This is a genomic window from Microcoleus sp. D3_18_C2 (assembly GCF_036702395.1).
GTDB lineage: Bacteria > Cyanobacteriota > Cyanobacteriia > Cyanobacteriales > Microcoleaceae > Microcoleus.
In genome coordinates this window covers 77,473-100,376 of record NZ_JAUBTG010000004.1, presented here as the reverse complement: position 1 = coordinate 100,376, position 22,904 = coordinate 77,473, and the positions used below count along the sequence as shown (strand labels likewise).

13 protein-coding genes are annotated in these 22,904 nt (G+C 43.6%); 7 read left to right on the top strand and 6 right to left on the bottom strand.

Going from position 1 to position 22,904, the window contains the following annotated elements; genetic code table 11:
* Window positions 1–76 precede the first annotated feature (76 nt).
* Window positions 77–1,528, bottom strand: a complete 1,452-nt coding sequence (ffh, locus tag QUA88_RS04345; RefSeq protein WP_333208345.1) for a signal recognition particle protein — start codon at window positions 1,526–1,528, stop codon at window positions 77–79.
* A gap of 424 nt (window positions 1,529–1,952) precedes the next feature.
* Window positions 1,953–3,362 (bottom strand): NB-ARC domain-containing protein, encoded by a 1,410-nt coding sequence (locus tag QUA88_RS04340; RefSeq protein ID WP_333270433.1) that lies wholly within the window; start codon window positions 3,360–3,362, stop codon window positions 1,953–1,955.
* Window positions 3,363–3,577: 215 nt separating this feature from the next.
* Here QUA88_RS04340 and QUA88_RS04335 point away from each other — a divergent pair, with 215 nt between their 5' ends.
* The 4 genes from QUA88_RS04335 to QUA88_RS04320 all read left to right on the top strand — a co-directional run bounded on the left by QUA88_RS04335 (window position 3,578) and on the right by QUA88_RS04320 (window position 7,868).
* The gene (locus QUA88_RS04335) at window positions 3,578–4,777 is read left to right on the top strand and encodes a hypothetical protein (RefSeq protein ID WP_333208349.1); all 1,200 of its coding nucleotides are present in this window, start codon (window positions 3,578–3,580) and stop codon (window positions 4,775–4,777) included.
* Window positions 4,778–4,803: 26 nt separating this feature from the next.
* Entirely contained in the window at window positions 4,804–5,649 is an 846-nt protein-coding gene (locus QUA88_RS04330) for a hypothetical protein (RefSeq protein WP_333270430.1), read from the top strand.
* 128 nt (window positions 5,650–5,777) lie between these two features.
* Window positions 5,778–6,164 (top strand): hypothetical protein, encoded by a 387-nt coding sequence (locus tag QUA88_RS04325; RefSeq protein ID WP_333208351.1) that lies wholly within the window; start codon window positions 5,778–5,780, stop codon window positions 6,162–6,164.
* A 69-nt stretch (window positions 6,165–6,233) separates the two neighbouring features.
* The gene (locus QUA88_RS04320) at window positions 6,234–7,868 is read left to right on the top strand and encodes a hypothetical protein (RefSeq protein WP_333208352.1); all 1,635 of its coding nucleotides are present in this window, start codon (window positions 6,234–6,236) and stop codon (window positions 7,866–7,868) included.
* A gap of 146 nt (window positions 7,869–8,014) precedes the next feature.
* Here QUA88_RS04320 and QUA88_RS04315 read toward each other — a convergent pair whose 3' ends face one another.
* Window positions 8,015–8,620 (bottom strand): Uma2 family endonuclease, encoded by a 606-nt coding sequence (locus QUA88_RS04315; RefSeq protein WP_333270427.1) that lies wholly within the window; start codon window positions 8,618–8,620, stop codon window positions 8,015–8,017.
* A 145-nt stretch (window positions 8,621–8,765) separates the two neighbouring features.
* Window positions 8,766–9,548 carry a calcium-binding protein gene (locus tag QUA88_RS04310; RefSeq protein WP_333053306.1) on the bottom strand — a complete coding sequence of 261 codons (783 nt, stop codon included), beginning with the start codon at window positions 9,546–9,548 and terminating at the stop codon, window positions 8,766–8,768.
* A 673-nt stretch (window positions 9,549–10,221) separates the two neighbouring features.
* Between QUA88_RS04310 and QUA88_RS04305 the strand changes: the two genes are divergently transcribed.
* From QUA88_RS04305 to QUA88_RS04295, 3 genes are all read left to right on the top strand, one after another.
* Window positions 10,222–12,606 (top strand): GAF domain-containing protein, encoded by a 2,385-nt coding sequence (locus QUA88_RS04305; RefSeq protein WP_333053307.1) that lies wholly within the window; start codon window positions 10,222–10,224, stop codon window positions 12,604–12,606.
* 304 nt (window positions 12,607–12,910) lie between these two features.
* A complete protein-coding gene (locus QUA88_RS04300) occupies window positions 12,911–18,424 on the top strand; it encodes a protein kinase domain-containing protein (RefSeq protein ID WP_333208355.1) in 5,514 nt (1,837 codons plus the stop codon).
* A gap of 266 nt (window positions 18,425–18,690) precedes the next feature.
* A complete protein-coding gene (locus QUA88_RS04295; RefSeq protein ID WP_333053309.1) occupies window positions 18,691–19,125 on the top strand; it encodes a hypothetical protein in 435 nt (144 codons plus the stop codon).
* 104 nt (window positions 19,126–19,229) lie between these two features.
* Here the strand turns inward: QUA88_RS04295 and QUA88_RS04290 are convergent, their stop codons facing one another.
* A complete protein-coding gene (locus QUA88_RS04290) occupies window positions 19,230–19,652 on the bottom strand; it encodes a DCC1-like thiol-disulfide oxidoreductase family protein (protein WP_333053310.1) in 423 nt (140 codons plus the stop codon).
* A 42-nt stretch (window positions 19,653–19,694) separates the two neighbouring features.
* Window positions 19,695–22,766, bottom strand: coding sequence for a PAS domain S-box protein (locus QUA88_RS04285; protein WP_333053311.1), 3,072 nt, complete (start codon window positions 22,764–22,766; stop codon window positions 19,695–19,697).
* Window positions 22,767–22,904 lie beyond the last annotated feature (138 nt).

Genomic DNA, 22,904 nt, shown 5'->3' with positions numbered 1-22,904 from the left:
TGTTTGATTTGTTTCAAAGATGGTTGGTGAGCCCGCCCCTAAATTGTTGACAATTTTGCAATATATCAGATGCTTTTTACAACTGTCCGAAACCTTTTTTAGGCTTATCTTTTTTCTTTTTCTTCTTCTGCTGGGCACCCATATAGCCACGGGAACCGGGCTGCATTCCTCCGGGGCCGCCCATTCCCGGCATTCCCGGCATTCCCGGCAATCCTCCCATTCCTGTAAAGTTGCCTTGACTCATTTGCTGCATCATTGTACGCATTTTCTGGAAATCGCTGACGAGCTTTGTTACGTCGTTTTCTGCGTAGCCTGCGCCTTTGCCGATGCGGCGGCGGCGGGATGGAGAACTTGCTAAAAGTTCGGGATTGCGGCGTTCTTCAACTGTCATGGAATTAATCATGGCTTCGGTGCGTTTTAGCTGCACTTCTCCCTGCCGCATTTGTTCGTCTGAGAGTTTGTTCATCCCCGGAATCATTTTCATGATGCCGCCGAGGGAACCCATATTTTTTAACAGTCTGGTTTGTTTGAGAAAGTCGGTAAAGTCAAACTTTGCCGTGAGCATTTTCTCTTGCATTTTTTCGGCATCGGCGATGTCGAATTCTTCTTGCGCCCTTTCTACTAGCGTCAAGACATCGCCCATGCCTAGTATTCTCGATGCCATGCGATCGGGATAAAATGGTTGCAAGGCTTCCACTTTTTCGCCGACGCCGACAAATTTAATCGGCGCGCCGGATATTTGCCGCACGGATAAGGCTGCACCGCCGCGGCTGTCGCCGTCTAATTTGGTTAAGATTGCGCCGGTAATGCCGATTTGTTCGTGAAAGGTGCGGGTTAAATTTGCTGCTTCTTGGCCGGTCATGGCATCAACAACTAACAGTGTTTCGTGGGGTTGTACTGTTTGTTTGATGCGGCCCAATTCTGCCATCATGTCTTGGTCGATTTGCAGGCGACCTGCTGTATCGACGATGATGGTATCAATGCCAATTTGTTTGCCGTGTTCGATGCCTTGGCGGGCAATTTCTACGGGGTCAATGTCTTTGCCTAATTCAAATACTGGTACGTCTATTTGTTTGCCAAGGGTCAGCAATTGGTCGATCGCGGCTGGTCGATAAATGTCGGTTGCGACTAGCAGTGCGGTACGATTTTGCTTGCGGAGGTGCAGCGCTAGTTTGGCGGTAGCTGTGGTTTTCCCGGTTCCTTGCAAACCAGCCATCAGGATAACTGTGGGCCCGGATTCGGCGGTGGCTAGGGGTACGTTGGTTTCCCCCATGACGCGCACGAGTTCGTCGTGGACGATTTTGATGAATTGTTGGTCGGGACGGACGCCTGAAACGACTTCTGCGCCTTGTGCTTTTGCCGCTACCTCTGAGATGAAGTTTTTGACGACTTGGAGGTTGACATCGGCTTCCAGGAGGGCGCGGCGGACTTCTTTGAGCGCGTCTTGGATGTTGGACTCGGAGATTTTATTTTGTCCGCGCAGTTTTTTCCAGGTGGATTCGAGTCGATCGGCAAGGGCTTCAAACATAGGGCATTGTTGGCTAGTCAGTCTTTTTAATTTTAAGGCTAAATGCGGATGTTTGGATGCAAGTTTTGCTGAAACAGTTCGCGATCGCACTCCGACTAAAGAAACCAGGTTTTTTATGAAAAGACGCGTTGCAGCCCACTGATTCGGTAAAAAACCCGGTTTCTGGCCTCATGCGTAGTTTGATGTTTTTATTTTTTAACCGCTGATGAACGCGGATTGACGCGCTATGGATTTGGATGTTTTCAAGTTATATCGTGTCCGGTTAAATAGATATAGTTGCTGTAGGGGCGGGTTCACCAGTATTTCTAATTCACATCCAGGGTATTTATAAACCCGCCCCGACCCTATGTGTGGGTGGGGGCGGGTTTATTTTACCTGTTTGTTTGTTTCAAATATTGTTGGTGAACCCGCCCCTACAGGTTTATTAACATTGGTACAAAATGTTGGTTTTTATGTATTCTGCGATTACTGGTTGGACTGTGAAGAGGGTGCGATCGCCCTTTTGGACTTTTTCGATTAATAACCTCCGTCTCAAGGATTCGACGGCTTTGAGGAATTCTGAAGGGGACAATTCCAGAAGGGCTGGTTTTTTGGAAATTTCAACTGCTTTGTTTTGATTTGCCAACCAGGACATTACTTGTTTTTCGCTGTCTGACCAACGCTGAAAATGTTGGTGCAATAAATATTCTAAGTCTCCTAAGACTAGGCTATCATAGGATAAAAATTCAGAAATATTGCCGCTAAACAAGTCTTGAATTGCAGCGGCTATGGTATTTAACCACAAGGGATTTCCTCGGTAAATGTCTATCAATTTTGACCAGTTTTCCGATTCAAGTAAACCTTTTTCTATAAATATTTCTCGCGCTGGTTCGCCTAAACCATTGAGTTGCAATGTTTGACAATTTTTTGGGTTGCTTTCTAAGGCAGCAATTTCTCTGGGTTTTTCCCAACTAATCAAAATTAGGCAACTGTTGTGGCATGATTCTGCTATTTGTTTGAAGAATGCGCCGTAGTTTTCATAGCCAGGTTGGTAGTTTCCTGCTAGTTGTTGGCTGCTGAAGATTGTTTGCACGTCATCGAGAATGATGAGACAGCGGTGCGATCGTAAATATTGTAGGGGCAATCCCCCCGTGGTTGCCCTTTCTTCGGGGGCGGGCACGGGGGCACCGCCCCTACAGAATTGAATTAAGTCGGTTTCGAGTGTTTGGAGGGGTGGCGCGTTGCGGAGGCTTCGCCAGATGATGCAGTCGAATTCGTGTTGAATTTGCGGGATTAGTTGGAGGGTAAGGGCGGTTTTGCCAATACCGGATAAGCCGAGGATGGTGATGAGGCGGGTGCGGCTTAAAATCCAGTTTTCTAGGGTGGAAAGTTCGGATGTGCGATCGAAAAATGTCGAGATTTCGGGTGCGTCGGATAAGTCTAATTGCTGTATAGGTTCGGAATTGCTTATTTTTTCGTTAAATTTATCCTGGTCTTGCGGTTCAGATTGTGAGGCTTCTGGGGAGTGCAAACTTTCAGCAGAGATGTTGCCAATATGGATGCAGCCATTCCCGACAAGTGAGACAATATTAGAAGCTTGTAAATTTTCCAATTTAGCTCTAAAGTTTGCTTTACATACTTGTTCCTCACCTAATGCAACTGACATAAGCTTCCACAATTTAAAGCCAACTTCTTTAACATATTTCTCTGAACGGTTGTGATGCTGTGCAATTTCTTTATATTTCTGATTGTCCCAAGCGCCGCGCAGTATAGCTTTTTGCAGACTATCTAAGTGTTTTCCTGTAGTAGTTAAAGCTAGATGGTCTGTAAATTTTAAGGCTTCTTCAACGTCCATCGGTCACGTATATGCAAGGGGTTGACCAGATTATAACCCAACTAAATATGACTTTTTTAGTAGCAACCAACTAAATATGACTTTTTATGACCTCCTTGGGATGGAAAAAACTACTAAATATGACTTTATATGGCTTGAAAATTTTGGGCAATTAGGAAATAATTTATACTTAAAGCAGAAAATGTTAGGCTCAGCGCTAGTTGTATCTACCTGTTATGACACAACCGAATATTTTGGAACTCGCGAAACAGGGAGATGCAAAGGCGATCGCGCTTCTGCTGAACCGCCAGCTACAAGCCAAGGGCATCACCGCCGCAGCTTCCCTTAAGGATGGTTGTTTACAGGTGATGCTGGAATCGGCTGAAGCGCCTAGTCAGCAAGTCTTGGCCGTGTGGGTGAGTAAGTCGATCGCTGGTTTGGGGGCTGCATCGATTGAGAAAGTCAAGGTTTACGGGCGACAGACAGGTGCGAAGGTGCCGGCGTGGAGTCAAGAGTTTGAAGTGGCGGGGCAAAAGTTGCCTGTTACGGATGTTACAGAGGGGCGGGCAATTTCTAGTGAAAATACGGAGTCAAATCAGCTTAGTTTGAAGGAACGGGCTAAGCTTGGGGATGTGGAGGCGATCGCATCTCTGTTAAATTTTCCGTTACAGAATAAGGGGATTAGTGCGACTGCGAGTTTGCAAGATGGTTGTTTGCAGGTGATGCTGGAGGGCGATCGGGTTCCTGATGAGGAGGCTTCTATCAGGATTGTCCGCAGGGAGTTGATGAATTTGAAGGCGGGGGCGATCGCTTCTGTGAAGGTTTACGGGCAGCAGGCGGGTGAGGATTTTCCGGCTTGGAATCGAGAGTTTGAGCTAAAGGCAGAGGTTAGTTCAGATTCAAAAAAATTATCAACAGATAAATTTGCAAATTTGACTGATCTATTGACTCCGATTATTGAGCTGCTTAGAGAACGAAAATTTAAAGAATTGTTAGACATCGGTCAAAATTATATTAATGAAAATCCAGATCGTCAAAAACGTTTGATTGTAGTAGGAGTTATTGTCTTAGCAACTCTAACCTTTAAAGGAATACCTTTTTTAGGCTTCAATCACAATATTAAAGGCTCACTAACACTCAAGGATGACTTCTTCGGTGGAGTGGGTCAGTTTTGTAATGGAAAAGGAGGTTACGGGGATATTAAAAGTGGTAGGCAGGTGCTAGTAAAAGATCATAAAGGAGAAACCATTGCGACTGGAGAGTTAGGCATAGGTAAAATAATATCTGATAACCACTGCCAATTTTCTATCGAAGTGAATGGTATAAGAAAAGCAGAGTTTTACACAATTCAGATCGGTAGGCGAGGCGATTTGACATATTCATATCAAGAGATGGAGGATAAAAACTGGGAGCTAAACGTGTCTTTGGGTGATTGATTTACTGGGAAGAAAAGGAGTAGTTTATGATTTTTGTAATTCCGTTTATTATGGGCGCTGCTGTTTTAGCTACTGCTGCGTATGGCGCTGTGAAAGGTACTGAAGGCTTTGGTAACATCAATCAAGCCAAGGAAATAGGAGAACGATCCCAACATCGACACGAGAAAGCAGTCAGCGATCTAAAAGTAGACTGGGAAGCAGCCAACAGATTAGCAGAAGTTTACGGTCAACTGCAAATTCGTGTAAGGCATCGTACTATTGGGCGGTTTGTGGCTTTCATCGAACGCATTGGCCAGAAAGCTTCCCAAAGTGATATGAAATTTTTAGCGGGACTAGAAGGCATATCAATTCAGCAGCTAAAAGAATACAAAACTGTCGCGCTGGAAGGTCAGGAAGTATTCCAAGGTGTGACTTCATCCGCAGGGGCAGGCGCGGCGGCTGGTGCTACAGCAGTAGGCGTGGCCCAAACTTTTGGGACAGTTGCAGTTCCTCAATTTTTTGGCTTGTTTAGTACCAATGTAGCTGTTTCTCAACTCGGTATGTCTGGTGTGGCGGCGTGGTTAGGCGGTGGCAGCATGGCACTAGGTGGGGCTGTACTCGGAGGTATTGCACTTGGCCCTGCTTTAGCTGTTGGCGGTTTCCAAATTGCAGGTAAAGGTGAGGAAGCTTTAACGAAAGCACGTGAATACGAAGCTCAGGTTAACGTTGAAGTTGCCAAAATTGAAGAGGCTAGAGATTTCATCCGACAAGTCGAACGGCGAGTCAAAGAATTAGGCAAATTGGTGTCTGAGTTAGATAGCCGCGTTGCTCTACTTCTCAACGAACTTGAATCAAAACCCTTTGATCGAGTTCAAGATGCTGCTAAGTTTTAACAGGTAGCCCTACTGGTGAAAGGCCTTGTAGAAATTATGAAAACCCCTGTGTTAGATAGCCAAGGAAATCTGAATTCTGCCGTGGCGAATATTCAAGCAAAATACCGTAATATGTGAGGAAATTAACAATGAGCAAAATAGCAGCGTTTGTTAGCGGTGCTGATGCCTTTCAGCAAGTTATTGCACATTACCTTGAGTACAAGCAAATCGCTGAACAAGAGCGGACAAAGCGCCGTGAAATCAAAGCTTGGGAAAAGGAAAGCCTCGCCAAGATTAAAGCTCAACGTGACTTATTAATGGAGTACCTCGATCGCTCTTTTGATGAACGATCGCAAAATTTTAATCAACTTTTCGATGTGGTCGATCGAGCAATAGCATCTGGTAATAATGAGCAACTGGGATTAGCATTAGATTCGATTACAGAGCTTGCTAAGTCTAGCCCGTTTAAAGAACTGGCTAATTTATCTTCTGTGCAGGCTGCTCTCGCCGATCCCAACCACGAGTGGAAGTTTTAATTAGCTAGCTGTTAAACGATTATTGATAAACTAGAGTGGGGATTCCTCCACTCTAAAGGAGAGTAAATCATGGCTGACATTGAAAACCTTCTAAACCAACTGCCAGAAATTGCCGAGGAAATGAAACTTACTATTGGCAATCCTAGTGAAATCAGACGTGAAATTGGGAAGATCGATAATCTTATAAAGCGACTAAATACTATTGGCAAGGAACTTGAAGAAGTATTAAATAATGAGAGATTCAATAAAGGATTTTTGGGAGCGATACCTTTGTTAGGCGCAGTTGCGGGCTGGTTCATACCTGGTGGATTTTTAGTAGATGCACTTGTATCGGCAGGGAGTGGCTTACTTGCTGAAAAATTGGGCGACCCAGATAAGGAAACGTCTCTTGCTGACTTAATAGAAAATGTTGAAAACTTAATTGAGTGGGGCGATGGTTTAAAGAATATAGCAGAAAATATTTTAAATGATTCACAATTATTGATCAAGCTAGAATGGGAAAGGAAATCTCTAAGTATTCCAGAAGAAGTAAGGCAAATTGATGAAAATTTAAGAATTCACATAGACTTTGATGAAGAGCAAACTTTAAGGGAACAAGTTCAGCAAATAAAGGTAGCTCAAGAACAGCTAAAACAGGTTCTGCCCAAACTGGATAGTATCCTACACAATCTTGAACGTAATGTCGAGCCAATTGAGCGCATAAAAGCTTTTATATCTTACTTTGGGGAATCAGTGTTTGCGATAGAATGGTTTGATGAAGAGCATGGGCTTATTATATCTTATGAGGATCAAACTACAACATTAGGAATTATCTTGAATGAATGTGTATCTTTAAAAGAAAAAGCTAATGCTTTAATTGACCGGGCTAATAGGTTAAGAGGACAGGCTGAACAATCTCTTAAACACCTAGAAAAAGAACGCCGTCGCAAGGAACAAAAAAAACCTAGTCGTAAGCAAAGCGAAAGAGCCACACAGACAGGAGAATCTCTAAATACTATTGACAGTACCATGTTTTCAGAGCAAAGACGCGGGGGTAGAAGTGGCTGGATACTGATACTATCCACACTGACTCTAGGAGTTGTGGGTTTTATCGGCTGGAAAACTACCTTTCAAATTTCACCGAGTCAGCAGACAATACCAAATTCGGAAATTCCTCTAAATGTTGGGGAGCAAAAACCAAATTCTGAACCTTCACCCACCTTAACACCGGCTCCTCAGCCAGACCCAACAGCAACAAATTTAGCAGCCGCTCAAAAACTAGCAATGGAAGCTGCCGTTATGACTCAAAATCCACCTCATCCACTAGAAAATTGGCAGCAAGTACAAGGGAAGTGGCAGGAATCAATCAAATTGTTAGAGGCAATTCCCGACAATTCGCCTGTTGCAACTCAAGCTCAAGAAAAGCTAAGTGTTTATCGAACTAACTATCAGGCGATTACTAATAGAATTGTTACTGAACAGAAAGCAGCCACTAATTTAGAATCCGCCCAAAAACTAGCATGGGAAGCTGCCGTCATGGTTAATAATCCACCTCATCCTAAAGAAGTCTGGCAGAATGCTCAATCAAAATTGCAGCAGGCGATCAACTTGTTAAGTTCTATTCCTCAAGGTACATTTGTCGAAGCTAAAGCTAAAGAAAAGCTGGCTGCTTATCAGAATAACTACACGCTAATAAGCAACAGAATCAAAACTGAAACTCCTTGATTTTATCCATATTACCAATTAAGTTTTAAATTACCAGAGATTAAGCCCAAACCCTAGCTGCTGATATCCTAGTTACTACAAAAGTGCGATCGCCCTTACACCCCAATTTGTCAAAAAGCGCGATCGCCCCTCTACTTCCCAAATAATTAGCAGCCTCGCACTGCGTCCCGAAACACTTTCAAAGCTTCTTTTTCTTCCGACATTTGCAGGCATCTCCCCAGCAATTCTAGATCCAAATCCGGCAACAGCATACTCCGAGAAACGCAATCGTAACCCTCCGAGTGCAGTTGGTAAATCGAAAATACTCCGTCTTCCCAAAACCAAACTTCCCCTACGTTAAATCTGCGGTAGTATTCCAGCTTGTTGATAGTTCCGCTAGTAAAAACAACTTCGATCGCCAAATCGGGTGTTTCTCGCTGCCGCCGGTCTTCGCCAAAGTAGTAAGATAAATCTGGTTCCTTGCTGCTGCCTTTTGTTTCCCCTTGGAGTGTAGCACTGCCCGTCGGTCTAAAACTAATATCTTTTTCTAAAAAAAACTGACCTAGCAGCAATGCCAGCAGGCATTTAATGGTTTCATGTTCCGGCGAAAGTGTCATAATTTCCACATATCCGTCGAGGTAAGACAAGCGAACACTGCGAGTGTACTCTAGCAAGGAATCCAGAGCTTTGAACTGTTCCCAAGTCATTGATAGCGGCAAAATCAACCGCTGTTCCGGGAGTGCAGTTAATTTGGGGTGAGTGGCAATGGTCATATATACTTTCCCCGATTTTTAGTTTCTACTTTTAGATTAGCATAATAATATATAAAGGGAGAAATTGGGGACTTCGAGCGCTCTTGTTCCCCCCTTGTTAAGGGGGGTTATGGGGGATTTTGCCAGTCTAATTCCCTACAAATAACTAAGCCAAAAACTGGAATTGAGAACCGTTAACTGCCAAAGCAAACGGACTTGCCTGTTCAAATGCACCGATAAGTTCAAAGTTGTCCGTGTTTAAAACTATCCCCACAATCTGTCCGGTAAATATGTTTTCAATCACCATGTCGTTGATGATTCCGTCGTTATCGTAAGCAATCAAATTGTCGTTTTCAAAGAAAAGGTCTAGTTCTGTTAAACCGTCCGTCAAACCGATGCGATCGCCCTCGTCGAAGTTAAAATCGGTAATGACATCTGCTCCATCTATACCAAATGCTTCATCGTTGCTTCTGAGGACGAATATGTCACCACCGAGGCCTCCCGTGAGCACGTCAACTCCCCGATCGCCTGCTAAGAAATCGTCGCCCTCATTGCCCTCTAAATCGTCGTCTCCTTGCCCTCCCCGCAGGATATCGTTCCCGAACCCTCCGAAGATCAGGTCATTTCCGGCGTCGCCCCTAACTACGTCGTTGCCATCATTTCCATCCAGGCGATCGTCCTCTTTCCCGCCGTAAATTATGTCATTTCCGCCACCACCACCGATAATATCATTGCCGTTATTTCCTAACAGCCGTTCGTTAGAATCCGACGAACCTCCTATAGTATCGTTGCCATCGAGTCCCCAAACTCCCCAGGGAAAAGACGCCAAATTTCCATTCCCTACGTTAATCTCATCGGGTGTAGCGAATGCCAAAAGACGTGGCCCGCCCCCAGCAAATACAGGAAATCCCGTCACATCGCCAATAAGATTGTTAACCGTTAAAGCCATAACTATGTCCTTTCAAAAATCCTCTTAGCTGTATTATACATTTTAATTATTCTATTGCCAAATAGCAAGAATTTGGATTTGGGCTGCAATTTTTAGTTTCTCAATTAATGACAAGCAACCTGTTGAGCTATAGTCAATTACAATTATCAATACTTCGGTTACGCGATCGTATCAGTTACCAATTCCCAATTCCCAATTACCAGGGCTGTGCTTCATTCAACCCAAACCTGCTATATATCTCGCCTTTTAGTCAAATAGCATTAGTTGCTGACCACGAATTTCTTCATGTGGTACCCGCCACGTGATTTATCGGTGGAATCAATTCTTTAATCGAAAATCGAAAATCAGAAGAGCCCCCGCATTTATCCCTAGGGTCAATTCTTTAATCTAAAATAGAAAATCTAAAATCGATTGACACTATCCGCTACTGTCTACCGCTTATAATGGGTGTTACCCCCCAGGCAGTAAACACGTTAATATCACCTATAACGTCGAGACTGAGAGGTTGTTTGTGAATAAAAGTAAAAGTCCCTGGGCCCATCCTCCGAGAAAAAACCCAGTTTCCGATACCCATACACAAACTTTACAAACAGGATATAAGCTCTTTACAAAGCCATAATCGCCGATCGCTGACATTTTTTGGCAAAATCCACTGCTTTCAGGTGTTTTACTCATGTCTACTCCTAAATCGTCTTCCCATCAAAACAACAACTCCGTAAAATCACTGCCAGCGACAGATATCGTCCCAACAAAGCCAGACAGTAACAATCTGCCCAGCGAACCAAGTATAGAACAGCTACTCGAAGCTTTGGCGGGCCAAGTACCCAGTCAATCTTCAGAAATTGAACCCTTGAAAACGTGGAAACAAGATTTACAGCGATTGTTTCAATTTCTCGGCGATCGCCGCGTTTTAATCGCAGTAATGCAACCGGGAACTTTTGCCCTGCGTTACGCTAACGCGGCATTTTGTCGCTTGGCAGGTTGGGAGGAAACGTCCTTGGCAACTCAATCTACCAACGGTTTGTTTGCAGAAACCGACATCACTCTGCTGCAACTATTCGAGGATGGGGACGGCAAAACAGCAGAACAATTGTACCGCCGCCACCTTTTGCACTGGGTATTTAAGCAATATTATCAAATTGACATCGACGGTTTACGGGTGCTAGAAGAACCTGTCATGGCGAGTGTAAAAAATCCCAAACACAGAGAACCTAGATTTATAGAATTTTGGCTGGGTTCGGAACAGTTGAAAATTACTCGAATTGACTCAAAAATAGATGAATTTGCGGATATTTCTTTAAGATTAATGCCTGTAGCGGAACGGGAAGCTTGGCTGATGCAGCCGAATCAACTGGAGAATTTAGCCGATCGATTGCAGTTGGATAATTATCGCGTAGAAGGCTTGCTGTTGCTAGAAGGTTTTGATGTCACCGTGCAGGAGCAAATTCGGCGGCTGACTCAGTTATTGATCGATCAAGATTCGATGCTGCGGCCAGAGAAATTTGAGAGAATCGATCGGTGTTTGCGATCCCTCTTCCATGCTGACGGCACTTTGCTGCTGCGCCCCGACGGCGAACAGGTACAGCTATTAGTTGCAAAAGACGGCCAACATTTGCAGCCGATTCTTTATTCAATGCACTCCCTAGAAGCTTCTCACTTTTTGAAGGCCACAGCAGCAAATCAAGTTTGGAATGTGCCAGACTTGCGTAGGGAGTGCGAAACCGAGTGCGATCGAACTTTGCGGAGAATGGGAACTCGATCGATGCTGCTGGTGCCCCTCGTAGTCAAATCCGTCACCCGCGAGGGGTGCGGGCAGCGGATTTTGGGAGTTGTGGGGCTGTTGTGCGATCGGCCAAATCACTTCAACGGCATTGACGCTCAACACGCCCAAGAACTCATTCCCGCCTTCATTGCAGCCCTGCGGCAAGCCATACAGGAGCGGTTTACCCACATTCACAACATCCATCCCGCAGTCGAGTGGCGGTTCGCCCAAGAAGCAGAAAGGCGAAGTTGGGGACTACCTCCCGAAACAATCGTATTTGCTGATGTTCATCCGCTATACGGAATTTCGGACATTCGCGGTTCTAGCGACGAAAGAAACCGAGCCATTCAAACTGATTTGCTCGAACAATTTCGCTTAGGTTTAGTCATAGCTGATGCTGTTTGCGAAACACAAACTACCCACCTCGGCGAGCAACTGCGACTCGACTTGCTCGACTACATCCAGCATTTAAAACAAAAAGTAACAGTCGATATGGAGGTGCGAGCAGCCGAATATTTAAACGAGCGTTTAGAAGTATATTTTGACTATTTTGTGCAGTGCGGGCCCAAGGTTCAGGCAGCAGTTAAAGCTTACCAAGCAGCCTGTGAAAATGAGCACAACTGCGTTTACAGCGATCGCAACCGCTACGACCAAATGTTGAACCTAATCAGCACCAAACTTCAAGAAACCTGGGCTCGCTGGCAAGAAAAAATGCAGCAAATTTTGCCCCACTACTGCGATATCGAATGCACCGACGGCATCGATCACATGATTTATGCAGGAAAATCGATCGACCCCACATTCAGCCAGTTTCACCTACACAGTTTACGGTACGAACAACTGCGAGCTATTTGCGATTGCGGTCGCACAGTTTTTCGCCTGCAAGCCGAGTCTCAAATCAACATGGAACTCGCACATTTAGTCTTAGTGCAGAATACCACGATCGACATTTTTCACAACGAAAACACCGAAAAAATGTTTGATGTCAAAGGCACTCGCGACATCCGCTACGAACTTGTCAAAAAGCGGATCGAGAAAGCCGTTGACAAAGACGCACAAGAGCGAATTACTCAGCCAGGAATGTTAACGGTAGTTTATTCAACCGAAGACGAATGGGAAGAGTACCAACAATACTTGCGCTACTTGTCTCGCGAAGGTTGGGTCGAGCCAAAAGTTCAGACCGGCATGGTAGAATCACTGCAAGGAGTCAGCGGTTTAAAATTCGCCCGCGTGCGTATTTTACCTGAACCGGAATCTATTTCTACTATCTGTGAAGTTACGGTAGTCAGCGATTGATAACCCGTTCAATCGCCCGTTTGAGGCCTGCGTGCGATCGCTCCCATCTCCTCCTGTTTGAGGCCTGCGTGCGATCGCTCCCATCCCCCTGAAAAACGGTGCCGCGAAAACATCCGGGACTCACACACAAGACCAATATTACATTTAAGATGTTTGTTGACACCAACGACCAAGCCCACATTGTCACTTCTTGTATATTCCGTGTGATGGGAAATCGCCAAATACACGATCGGAATCACACCAAATCTAGATTAAGTAGTGTTAATCTAATCCCAATTATGTCCTGTAATTTATAACTTAAGTGATGTTAACCTTATCAGAATACCAAATAATTTCTACTCTGCACGAAGGCGTTGAAACAATAATCTATCGCGGACAAAAACCGACAGACTCGCCCCCAGTAATTCTGAAAGTCCTCAAAGCCGAATATCCCACCCTCGAAGCCATTACCAGGCTCAAACACGAATATCAAATCAGCCAAAATTTAGACAGCGAACAAATCGTCAAAGCCATCAGGATCGAAACATTTGACCACCGATTAGGAATCGTTTTAGAAGACTTTGGCGGCGAATCCCTCGCCCAACTGCTGGAAATAGAAACCTTGAGTCTGCAAGCAAAATTAAACATCGCCCTCCAAATAGTCAAAGCCTTACAATACCTGCATTTTCACCACATTATTCACAAAGACATCAAACCCAGCAACATCATAATTAACTCGCAAACAAAACAAGTAAAACTAACCGACTTCGGCATTGCTACACAACTCAACAAAGAAAACCCGCAATTTAACAACCCCAACTCAGTCGAAGGCACCTTAGCCTATATGTCACCCGAACAAACCGGGAGAATGAACCGCACCCTCGACTACCGCACAGACTTTTATTCCCTTGGTATCACATTCTATGAAATGCTGACTGGGAAATTGCCTTTCGGCAGCAACGACCCCTTAGAAATAGTTTACAGCCACATCGCCGTTCAACCAATATATCCCCATCAAATCAATTCACAAATACCTGTCGCCCTTTCAGAGATAGTGATGAAATTGATAGCCAAAAATGCCGAAGATAGATATCAAAGTGCGACCGGATTGTTAGCAGACTTAGAAATTTCTTTGCATCAGTTAGAAGCCACCGGACAAATTACCGAATTCATCCCCGGACGCTTAGATATTCTCAGCCAGTTGTTGATCCCCCAAAAATTGTACGGTAGAGAACAACAAGTCAACGAACTATTAGCAGCATTTGAACGTGTAGGGTCGGGATCACCCAAATCTTTGCCACCCAACCTAAATACAGAAAAACCCGCCCGCCCCAATGCAGAAACTCTTTCAGCCCCATCTTTTCCACCAAACCAAAATACAGAAAAATTCGCCCATTGCCAAAGCGAATTAATGCTAGTATCAGGATACTCAGGCATCGGTAAATCCGCCGTAGTCAACGAAATTAGCAAACCAATTACCAGGTCAAAAGGTTACTTCATCAGCGGCAAATTTGACCAATTAAAACGCAACATTCCTTATGCCTCATTAATCCAAGCATTTAACTCCTTGCTGCGGCAATTGCTAACCGAAAGTGCACTTTCATTAGAAATATGGCGCACTAAAATTTTAACAGCAGTGGGAACAGAGGGCCAAGTAATTGCCGACGTAATTCCCAAAGTTGAATTAATCATCGGCAAACAGCCAGAAGTCCCAGAACTCGCCCCTATAGAATCCCAAAATCGATTCAATCGGGTATTCAAAGAATTTATTCGCGTTTTCGCCCAAAAAGAACACCCCCTAGTTATCTTTTTAGACGATTTGCAGTGGGCAGATTCAGCAACATTAAAGTTGATGCAAATACTAATAACTGACCCTGACCAGGAATATTTGCTGCTAATCGGTGCCTATCGAGACAATGAAGTTAGTCCGACCCACCCCTTAATTCAGACCGTAGAAGAACTTGAAAAAACTGGTACAATAGTCAACAATATCGTGTTGCAACCGCTTGATTTAGCAAATGTGACGGAATTAGTCACTGAAACACTTAACACTTGCACAGAAAAAGTAACAAATATAGCCGATTTAATCTGGAATAAAACGGGTGGCAATCCTTTTTTCTTGACCCAATTACTCCAAGCACTTTATCAAGACTCTCTTTTAAGATTTGAATTTAATCAGATTACAAATGAGGGAAGTCAAACGGGCTGGTATTGGAGTATCGATGAAATCCAAGCCATTGGAATCACCGATAAAAGTGTAGTGGAACTGGTAGCTTCTCGCATTAAAAAGCTACCCGAACCCACGCAAGAAGTGTTGAAGCTAGCAGCTTGCGTGGGAGATAAATTTGCTCTAGATGTGCTGTCACTTGTTAGCGAAAAGTCAGCTAATACTACAGCAACTGAACTTTATTCAGCTTTACAATCCGGGTTAATTCTGCCATTGAGTGATGCCTATCGCATTCCTTTAGTTTTCGATCGAGCCGAATCAATCAACCTCAAGTTAGACACTTCGCGGGTTAGTTACAAATTTTTGCACGATCGCGTTCAGCAAGCCGCATATTCGCTCATTCCCGAAGACCAAAAGCAATTAACCCATTTAAAAATCGGTCAACTACTGTTACAGAATACTCCACCAGACAAGCTAGAAGAAAACATCTTTGATATTGTCAATCAATTGAATGTTGGAATTGACACGATTAGCCAACAATCAGAAAAAACTCAGTTGGCACAATTAAATTTAACTGCTGGACGCAAAGCCAAAGCGGCTGCTGCCTATGAAGCGGCTGTTAGGTATTTGCGGGTTGCTATGGAATTATTGCCGGCAGATTCTTGGCAATGTCACTATGACTTAACGTTAGAAATCTACGAGTCAACAGCCGAAGCTGAATACTTAAATGTCCACTATGAAGATTCAAAAAAGCTGGTTGATATTGTACTGCAAAAAGCTAAAATATTACTGGACAAAGTGAATGTTTATGAACTTCAAATCCAGTCTTATAACGCTCAAAATAGAGTGGTAGAAGCACTAAATACAGGACTGGAAGTGCTGAAACTATTAGGCATTTCTTTTCCTCAAAATCCCCACGCGCTACATATTATGGCGGGACTGAGTAATACCAAACTGAGCTTGGGATTGAAACGAATTGAGGATTTAGCTAACTTGCCAGAAATGATCGATCCCGAAAAACAAGCAGCCATGCGGATTTTATCAGGGATTCTCAGCAGTGCTATTCAGGCAAAACCCCCACTGATACCGCTGCTGGCATTTAGGATGGTCAAGCTGTGTATTAAATACGGTAATTCGCCTTATGCAAGTATTGCCTACGTTTATTATGGCGTAGTTATGTGCAAGCTAGGGGACATTAGTTTGGCATACCAATTCGGTCAACTAGCAATTAGGCTGTTAGACAAATTTCCCTCCCGTTCAATCAAAAGTAGAGTTTATGCAACATTTGGTTCTTTTATTCACCACTGGAAAGCCACTCTCAAGTCAGGATTAGGCGATCTAAAAGAAGGTTTTAAAAATGGGATGGAAACTGGAGATTTGGAATTTGCTGGTTATGCTATAGGTGCATATTGCTTAAACCAACTGTCGATAGGAGAGCCTCTTGATTTGGTGGAGCAGGAAACTGGTAAATATATGAAACTAATGCAGCAATCTCAACTTGAAATGGCTGTACAGTATATAAGTATAGGCAGGCAGACAGCGCTCAATTTGCGCGGTCAAGCTGTCGAGCCCTGTCATTTAGTCGGTGAGAGATTTAATGAAGTCAAAACGCTCCCCATTTTAATAGAATCTAAAAACTTTTTTTTAGTGGGTTTGGTTTATCATGCCAAAACTCAGCTTAATTTTATATTCAAAAACTACGCTCAAGCTTTAGAAAATTCAAGGTTATTTGAGAAACATGAGGAGTCTGTAGCCGGATTCGATGTGGTTGCTCTGAATAATTTTTACTCATCTCTCAGTATGATAGCTTTGTATCCAGCAACTGGCAAAGAGGAACAAAAGCAATATTTGGCAAAAGTGTTGCAAAACCAAAAGAAAATGAAAAAATGGGCAGTTCATGCTCCGATGAATTATCAACACAAATACGACTTGGTTGCAGCGGAAAAAGCGCGAGTGTTGGGGCAAAATACTGAAGCAATGGATTTGTACGATCGCGCAATTGAGGGAGCCGCAAAAAACGGTTACATTCAAGAGGAAGCATTAGCCTATGAATTAGCAGGAGAATTTTATCAATCTTTGGGTAAAGAGATAGTTTCTCAAGCATATCTGACTAAAGCCTATTATGGATATATCCATTGGGGAGCCATCGCTAAAGTTAAACACTTAGAATCAACACATCCTTTCTTAGCAGCACAGACGCGCACAATTCCAACCCCAACCCTCGATGTCACCCGCACTACCACGGGAAATACTACCAGTAGTAGTTTAGGCGATTTATTAGACTTAGCTACTTTTATTAAGTCGGCGCAAGCCATTAATGGTGAAATTGTTCTAGAAAAATTGTTGACCAAATTAATCAAAATTATTTTAGAAAATGCAGCGGCTCAAAAAGTAGTGCTGCTGCTGGTGAAAAACGAGAACCTCTGCATAGAAGCTACTGGAAGTTTCGCGGAGGATAAAGTGACACTCTTACCCTCTATTCCCGTAGAAAATAGTCAAGATGTTCCCCTGTCTGTGATTAATTACGTACACCGCAGTCAAAAGCATCTAGTTTTAGACAATGCGACTGTCGCGGAACCTTTTAACGTAGATGCCTACATTCAGAAATATCAACCCAAATCAATTCTCTGTTTGCCGATTATTTATCAATCTCAGCGGCGCGGAATCATTTATTTAGAAAATGCTTTGACAGTAGGAGCTTTTACAGCAGAGAGAGTTGAAGTATTCAAAGTGTTAATTTCTCAAGTTGCTATTGCTGTAGAAAATGCTGGTTTGTACGCGCGGGAGAAAGAAAAATCTCAACAGTTAGAAAAATCTTTCAATGAATTGCAACAGGCGCAACTGCAACTGATTCAAAGCGAAAAAATGTCTGCTCTAGGCAACTTAATTGCAGGGGTTGCTCACGAAATTAACAATCCGCTTGGTTTTATTGCGGGCAATCTTGATGCTGCTGCTGAGGCTAGCTTAGATTTGATTGATTGCTTACAACTTTACCAAGAAAAATTTCCTAATCCTGGAGATGAATTACAGGATAAAGCATCAGAGATTGATTTAGAATATTTGATTGAAGATTTGCCGAAAATGCTTTTATCTATGAAATCAGGTACAGAGCGCATCCGCAATATTAGCAAGTCTTTGCGGACTTTTTCTCGCGCTGACAGTGCGAATAAAGTGTCAGCAAATATTCATGAGGGGATCGACAGCACTTTGATGATTTTACAGTATCGTCTGAAAGCTAAAGATACTCGCCCCGCGATTAAAATTATCAAAGAATACGGAGATATCCCGTCAGTTAAATGTTATTTTGGGCAACTGAATCAGGTATTTATGAATTTGCTGGCAAATGCGATCGAGTGTTTTGACGAATTCAATCAGGGTCGCACTTACGCTGAAATTGAAGCTTTACCGAATACGATCGCCATTATCACTCATCTCTCGGAGGATAACAACAGCGTGGTGATTAAAATCAAAGATAACGGTAAAGGGATGTCATCGGAGATCAAGTCGAAAATATTTGACCATTTATTTACTACCAAAGGAGTAGGAAAAGGTACGGGTTTGGGGTTGTCTATCAGCAGGCAAATTGTCGAAGAAACCCACGGCGGTAAACTAACTTGCGAATCGGTGCTGGGAGAAGGTTCGGAATTTGCGATCGCCCTTCCTTTGAATTAAAATCATGGAACTATGGCGTGTTTTAAAACCCGGATATCCCCCCTAACCCCCCTTAATAAGGGGAGGATAAGAGCCTGCTCAAAGTCCCCTTTTTAAGGGGGATTTAGGGGGAGCGAGACTCTGCTAAAAACGGAATAACACATATATGAAAATTTGTCAATGCCTAATTATTTCTGAAAAAGTCCGCTGTTGGCAGTCTACATTCGGCAGTATGCAGTTACATTATTAGCTAAATGTAATAACTATATTTGATAGGAGTTTTTCGAGTGAACGCTGCCGAACAAGCCAAAAATATAGAAGTTGCCAGCAAAATTGCTGCGGTTGTTAATTTATTCAAGTCGGAATTCCCGGACGCAAAAGTCGATTTGAAACCTTGGATGAATGACGAGGATACCAGAGAACTTGTAGATCCAGATTCGATCGACATTGGCTTCCATTTTCCCGGTAGAAGTCGCTTGTTGCAAAGCCGCAGCATTTTGATTCAAATCCGATTTTACCAAGATCCGGTGGAAGGATATCGGCGGGCGATCGGAGTTGAGGCCGCCGGTTACGATCATAGTGGTCAGCAGTGGCACTTTTCTACTGTGGAAAATTGGAATTTTCTCGGCCTAACCGAACCTGCGGTGGAGTCGGCGCAAAAACTCAAACACTTTTGCCAGCAGATTTTTGATTTGTTTAATCAATCAATCAATCGATTTTAGATTTTAGATTTTAGATTTTAGATTTTAGATTGAAGGTCAATCGGCGATTGAAATCGGGCAACCACGGGGGGATTGCCCCTACGGAAACGAAGGTGGATTTGGTATTAGTCCCGATTGTCGCAATTGCCGATCGACTTACAGCCAACTGGATAAACAGATTTGTAAGTAGTCGATCGCTTGCCAAACAAAGTATAGCGGTTATCGCGGACTTGTTCGTACACGCGATCGCCCATCCACTTCATCCCCGGCATTGCCCGATAAGCAGCCACAAAAACCTCGCCAGCAGGCAATATCCGTCCGATTTCCTCCGCCGCATCGCTGCCCTGCCAGCGTCGTTCTGGGGTGTTGCTATCTATCAAAATCATCCCCATTTCGCAGTCTTCAGACGTAATCCCAAAGCGATTTAATTGCTCTAAATCTTGCATAAAAATATACTCAAAGTTCTGGCCTTTATCTAAATTTTCTAGTAACTGCACCAAGGTAACGCAGAGATTGCAATTGCCGTCGTAAATTACGTTATATTTCATTAGTTGACTGTTGACTGTTGACTGTTGACTACTGACTACTGACTACTGACTATTCCCTACAGGAATCTCGATCGCAAATTCCGTACCTTGACCCGGTGCAGAATCGCAATGAAGCTGCCCGCCGTGCTTTTCCACTACAATTTGATAGCTAATAGACAGCCCCAAACCAGTACCTTTACCGGGTTCTTTCGTAGTAAAAAACGGATCGAACAGCCTTTCGTGAACATCTATCGGAATCCCCGGGCCGTTGTCAGCAATCCTAATCACAATATGAGAAGGATGCCGAATCGAAGTATCAGAAACAGCAGAATCGGGTGGCATCAAAGCATCCTGTTCATATTTTACCTCCGTACAAATCCGCAGCGTCGGCGAAGGACAATAAGGAATAAGCGCCTGTTCCCCCTGCGCCCACTGTCCAGTCTCCATTGCCTCTTCCAAAGCATCAATTGCATTGCCGATAATATTCATAAATACCTGATTCAACTGTCCTGCATAACACTGTACGCGGGGCAAATTCCCGAACTCTTTGATCAGTACAATTTTAGGATGCCCTGCCGTTTCTTTCAACCTGTGTTGCAAAATCAACAAAGTGCTTTCAATCCCTTCGTGAATATCCACCTGCTTTTGTTCGGCTTCATCTAATCGCGAAAAATTCTTCAGTGACAGCACAATTTGACGAATTCGCTCTGCTCCCATTTTCATCGAATTTAAGAGGTTCGGCAAATCTTTGAGCAGAAAATTTAAATCAACATCATTTATTTCTTGTTGAATTGCCGATGTTGGTTGCGGGTATTCCTGCTGGTAAAGTTGCAGCATTTTTAGCAAGTCTTTAAAGTAATCGTCAGCGTGCATGACGTTGCCGTAAATAAAGCTAACTGGATTGTTGATTTCGTGAGCAACGCCAGCGACTAATTGCCCCAAACTTACCATTTTTTCATTTTGAACCATCATGCTTTGAGTTTTATGCACATCCCGCAGGGCTTTTGCCAATTCTTGATTTTTAGCCCTCAATTGACTTTCGGAAAGTCGCACCGCTTCTTCTGCGTGTTTGCGATCGGTAATATCTTTACGAATTGCTACATATTGATGGGGTTCGCCGTTGGTATTTAAGAAAGGTACAATGGTAGTATCCAACCAGAATAATGTGCCATCTTTAGCTTGATTTTTCATTTCTCCTCGCCAAACCTTTCCCTGGCGGATGGTTGACCAAAGCTCCTTGAAAAAATCGGCTGAGTGATAGCCAGAATTGACAAGTCTGTGGGTTTTGCCAATCAGTTCTTCTCGGGAATATTTAAATAGTTCGCAAAATTGATCGTTGACATAGGTAATGGCTCCGAATTCGTCGGTATTCGAGACAATTGCCGATTGATCCAAAGCAAATTTTTCAAATTCCAACTCTTGGAGAGTTTGGCGCAATTCTGCTTCGGCTTGTTTGCGATCGCTAATATCGGTAATCATCCGCAACACCCCGGAAAATTCGCCCTCATCGTCGAACATCGGCGTCGCCGAGACGATCGCCCACAAGTGAGATCCGTCTTTGCGAGTAAACTTAAAATCGTGGCGTTCGCGAATGCCTTGCCGCCGGCGCTGGACGTAACTTTCTGCTATTTTCCTAGACTCGCAGTCGATAAACTCAAATAGCGATCGCCCCAGCATTTCCTCCACAGTATACCCCAGCATTTCGGCCATCATGCTGTTAGCAAAAGTCGTGATACTTTCGCTGTCAAACATCCAAACGCCCTCCGAAGCCGTCTCGACAATGCAGCGGTAATAATTCTCCCTCTCCCTGACTGTTGCCTCTGCTTGCTTGCGATCCGTAATATCAGTTTGTACCGCAATAAAACCTTCTAGTTCGCCATTTTCTTGATAAATTGGGGCGATCGAAAGCGCCACCCAATAACCCTTTCCATCCTTGCTGTAATTGTAGATTTCCTGATTAAACGGCAGGCCCGCAGCCAAAGCAGATCGCAGTTGAGCAATAGTTACCGGGTCTGTTTGAGCGCCTTGCAGTACATCACCCGGTTTTTTGCCCTGCATTTCTGCCAGCACATAACCACTAATCCGAGTAAATCCTTCATTCACCCATTCAATGCAGCCTTGAGCATCAGTAATAATCACACCATTTTGCGTTTTTTGAGCCACAATGGCCAAGCGCAACAATTCTGTTTCAGTTTTTTTGCTTTCCGTAATATCTTCAGCAATACCCAAAATGTACTTAGGCGCGCCCGATTCGTCAAACAAAGGAACTTTTTTTGTGTGCAAAATCCGCTTGCCTCGGTGCGGAAGTTCGATAGTTTGTTCGGGCAAATCTACGCCTTTTCTAGTTTCCAGCACTTCTAAATCTTGTGCTTGCAAGTAATTGGCCTGAACTGACTCCAACAAGTCAGCAGCATTGTTTAAAATCACTTCATCCCTGGAATAGCCAAACAATTCTTCGCTAGCAGTATTCCAATAAATAAATTTTTGCTCTACAGCATCTTTAATAAAGACGCTAATTGGTAGATTTTGCAGTACCGCATTCAGAAAATCTTGAGTGTTTCGCAGGTTTTCCTCAGCTCGCTTTCGTTCCGTAATATCCAAAATTACTCCGTCGAGATAAACAACCCGACACTGAGAATTTGCGATCGGCGAAACCGGCGAAACCACAGCCGACAAAAAACCCTCAATTTCCCCTTGTTCCTCTTGTTTTCCTCTATCCTCTTCCGCCTCGCAGCAAACAGCTTTGCCTTTTTCGTAAACCCAGCTAATAGCGCCGTCAGCCCGGAAAATCCGGTATTCAAGGATGTACGGAGTTCTGGTTTCTACACTTTTTTTGACAGTAGCATCCACATTTTTGCGGTCTTGAGGATGGATAATGCTGGCAAAAGAACGGACGCGATCGTTGATAAAATCAGAAGAAGGATAGCCTGATATTTCTTGAACAGCCTCGCTCAAAAACGCCATTGTGCGTGTTAATTCCTCCTCGTCCGTATACTCGCAGGTACAGCGGTAGACAGCACCAGGAATATTAGCTACTAAATTTTTATATTTTTCTTCGCTTTTTAACAAAGATGAGCCGTCTTCCTTATTGCGATCGCCGTTCTTAAATTTAGAAGAATTAGAGGAAATTTGCATGATTTTTTCACTTGTGAGTGCGGGGGCAAGTGTTAGAGTAGATTACCCTATAAAAAGTAAATTAAATTGGCGAAATAATTCGTTATAAACTAATATAGTACAAAATTAGTTCTGCGAACATTCAGAAAATTTGAGGGT

Excerpts from the sequence above, each read along its gene's own strand:
- QUA88_RS04340 (WP_333270433.1), bottom strand. The coding sequence starts at position 3,362 with ATGGACGTTGAAGAAGCCTTAAAATTTACAGACCATCTAGCTTTAACT.
- QUA88_RS04330 (WP_333270430.1), top strand. The coding sequence starts at position 4,804 with ATGATTTTTGTAATTCCGTTTATTATGGGCGCTGCTGTTTTAGCTACT.
- QUA88_RS04300 (WP_333208355.1), top strand. The coding sequence starts at position 12,911 with ATGTTAACCTTATCAGAATACCAAATAATTTCTACTCTGCACGAAGGC.
- QUA88_RS04335 (WP_333208349.1), top strand. The coding sequence starts at position 3,578 with ATGACACAACCGAATATTTTGGAACTCGCGAAACAGGGAGATGCAAAG.
- QUA88_RS04315 (WP_333270427.1), bottom strand. The coding sequence starts at position 8,620 with ATGACCATTGCCACTCACCCCAAATTAACTGCACTCCCGGAACAGCGG.
- QUA88_RS04310 (WP_333053306.1), bottom strand. The coding sequence starts at position 9,548 with ATGGCTTTAACGGTTAACAATCTTATTGGCGATGTGACGGGATTTCCT.
- QUA88_RS04285 (WP_333053311.1), bottom strand. The coding sequence starts at position 22,766 with ATGCAAATTTCCTCTAATTCTTCTAAATTTAAGAACGGCGATCGCAAT.
- QUA88_RS04305 (WP_333053307.1), top strand. The coding sequence starts at position 10,222 with ATGTCTACTCCTAAATCGTCTTCCCATCAAAACAACAACTCCGTAAAA.
- QUA88_RS04290 (WP_333053310.1), bottom strand. The coding sequence starts at position 19,652 with ATGAAATATAACGTAATTTACGACGGCAATTGCAATCTCTGCGTTACC.
- QUA88_RS04325 (WP_333208351.1), top strand. The coding sequence starts at position 5,778 with ATGAGCAAAATAGCAGCGTTTGTTAGCGGTGCTGATGCCTTTCAGCAA.
- QUA88_RS04320 (WP_333208352.1), top strand. The coding sequence starts at position 6,234 with ATGGCTGACATTGAAAACCTTCTAAACCAACTGCCAGAAATTGCCGAG.
- ffh (WP_333208345.1), bottom strand. The coding sequence starts at position 1,528 with ATGTTTGAAGCCCTTGCCGATCGACTCGAATCCACCTGGAAAAAACTG.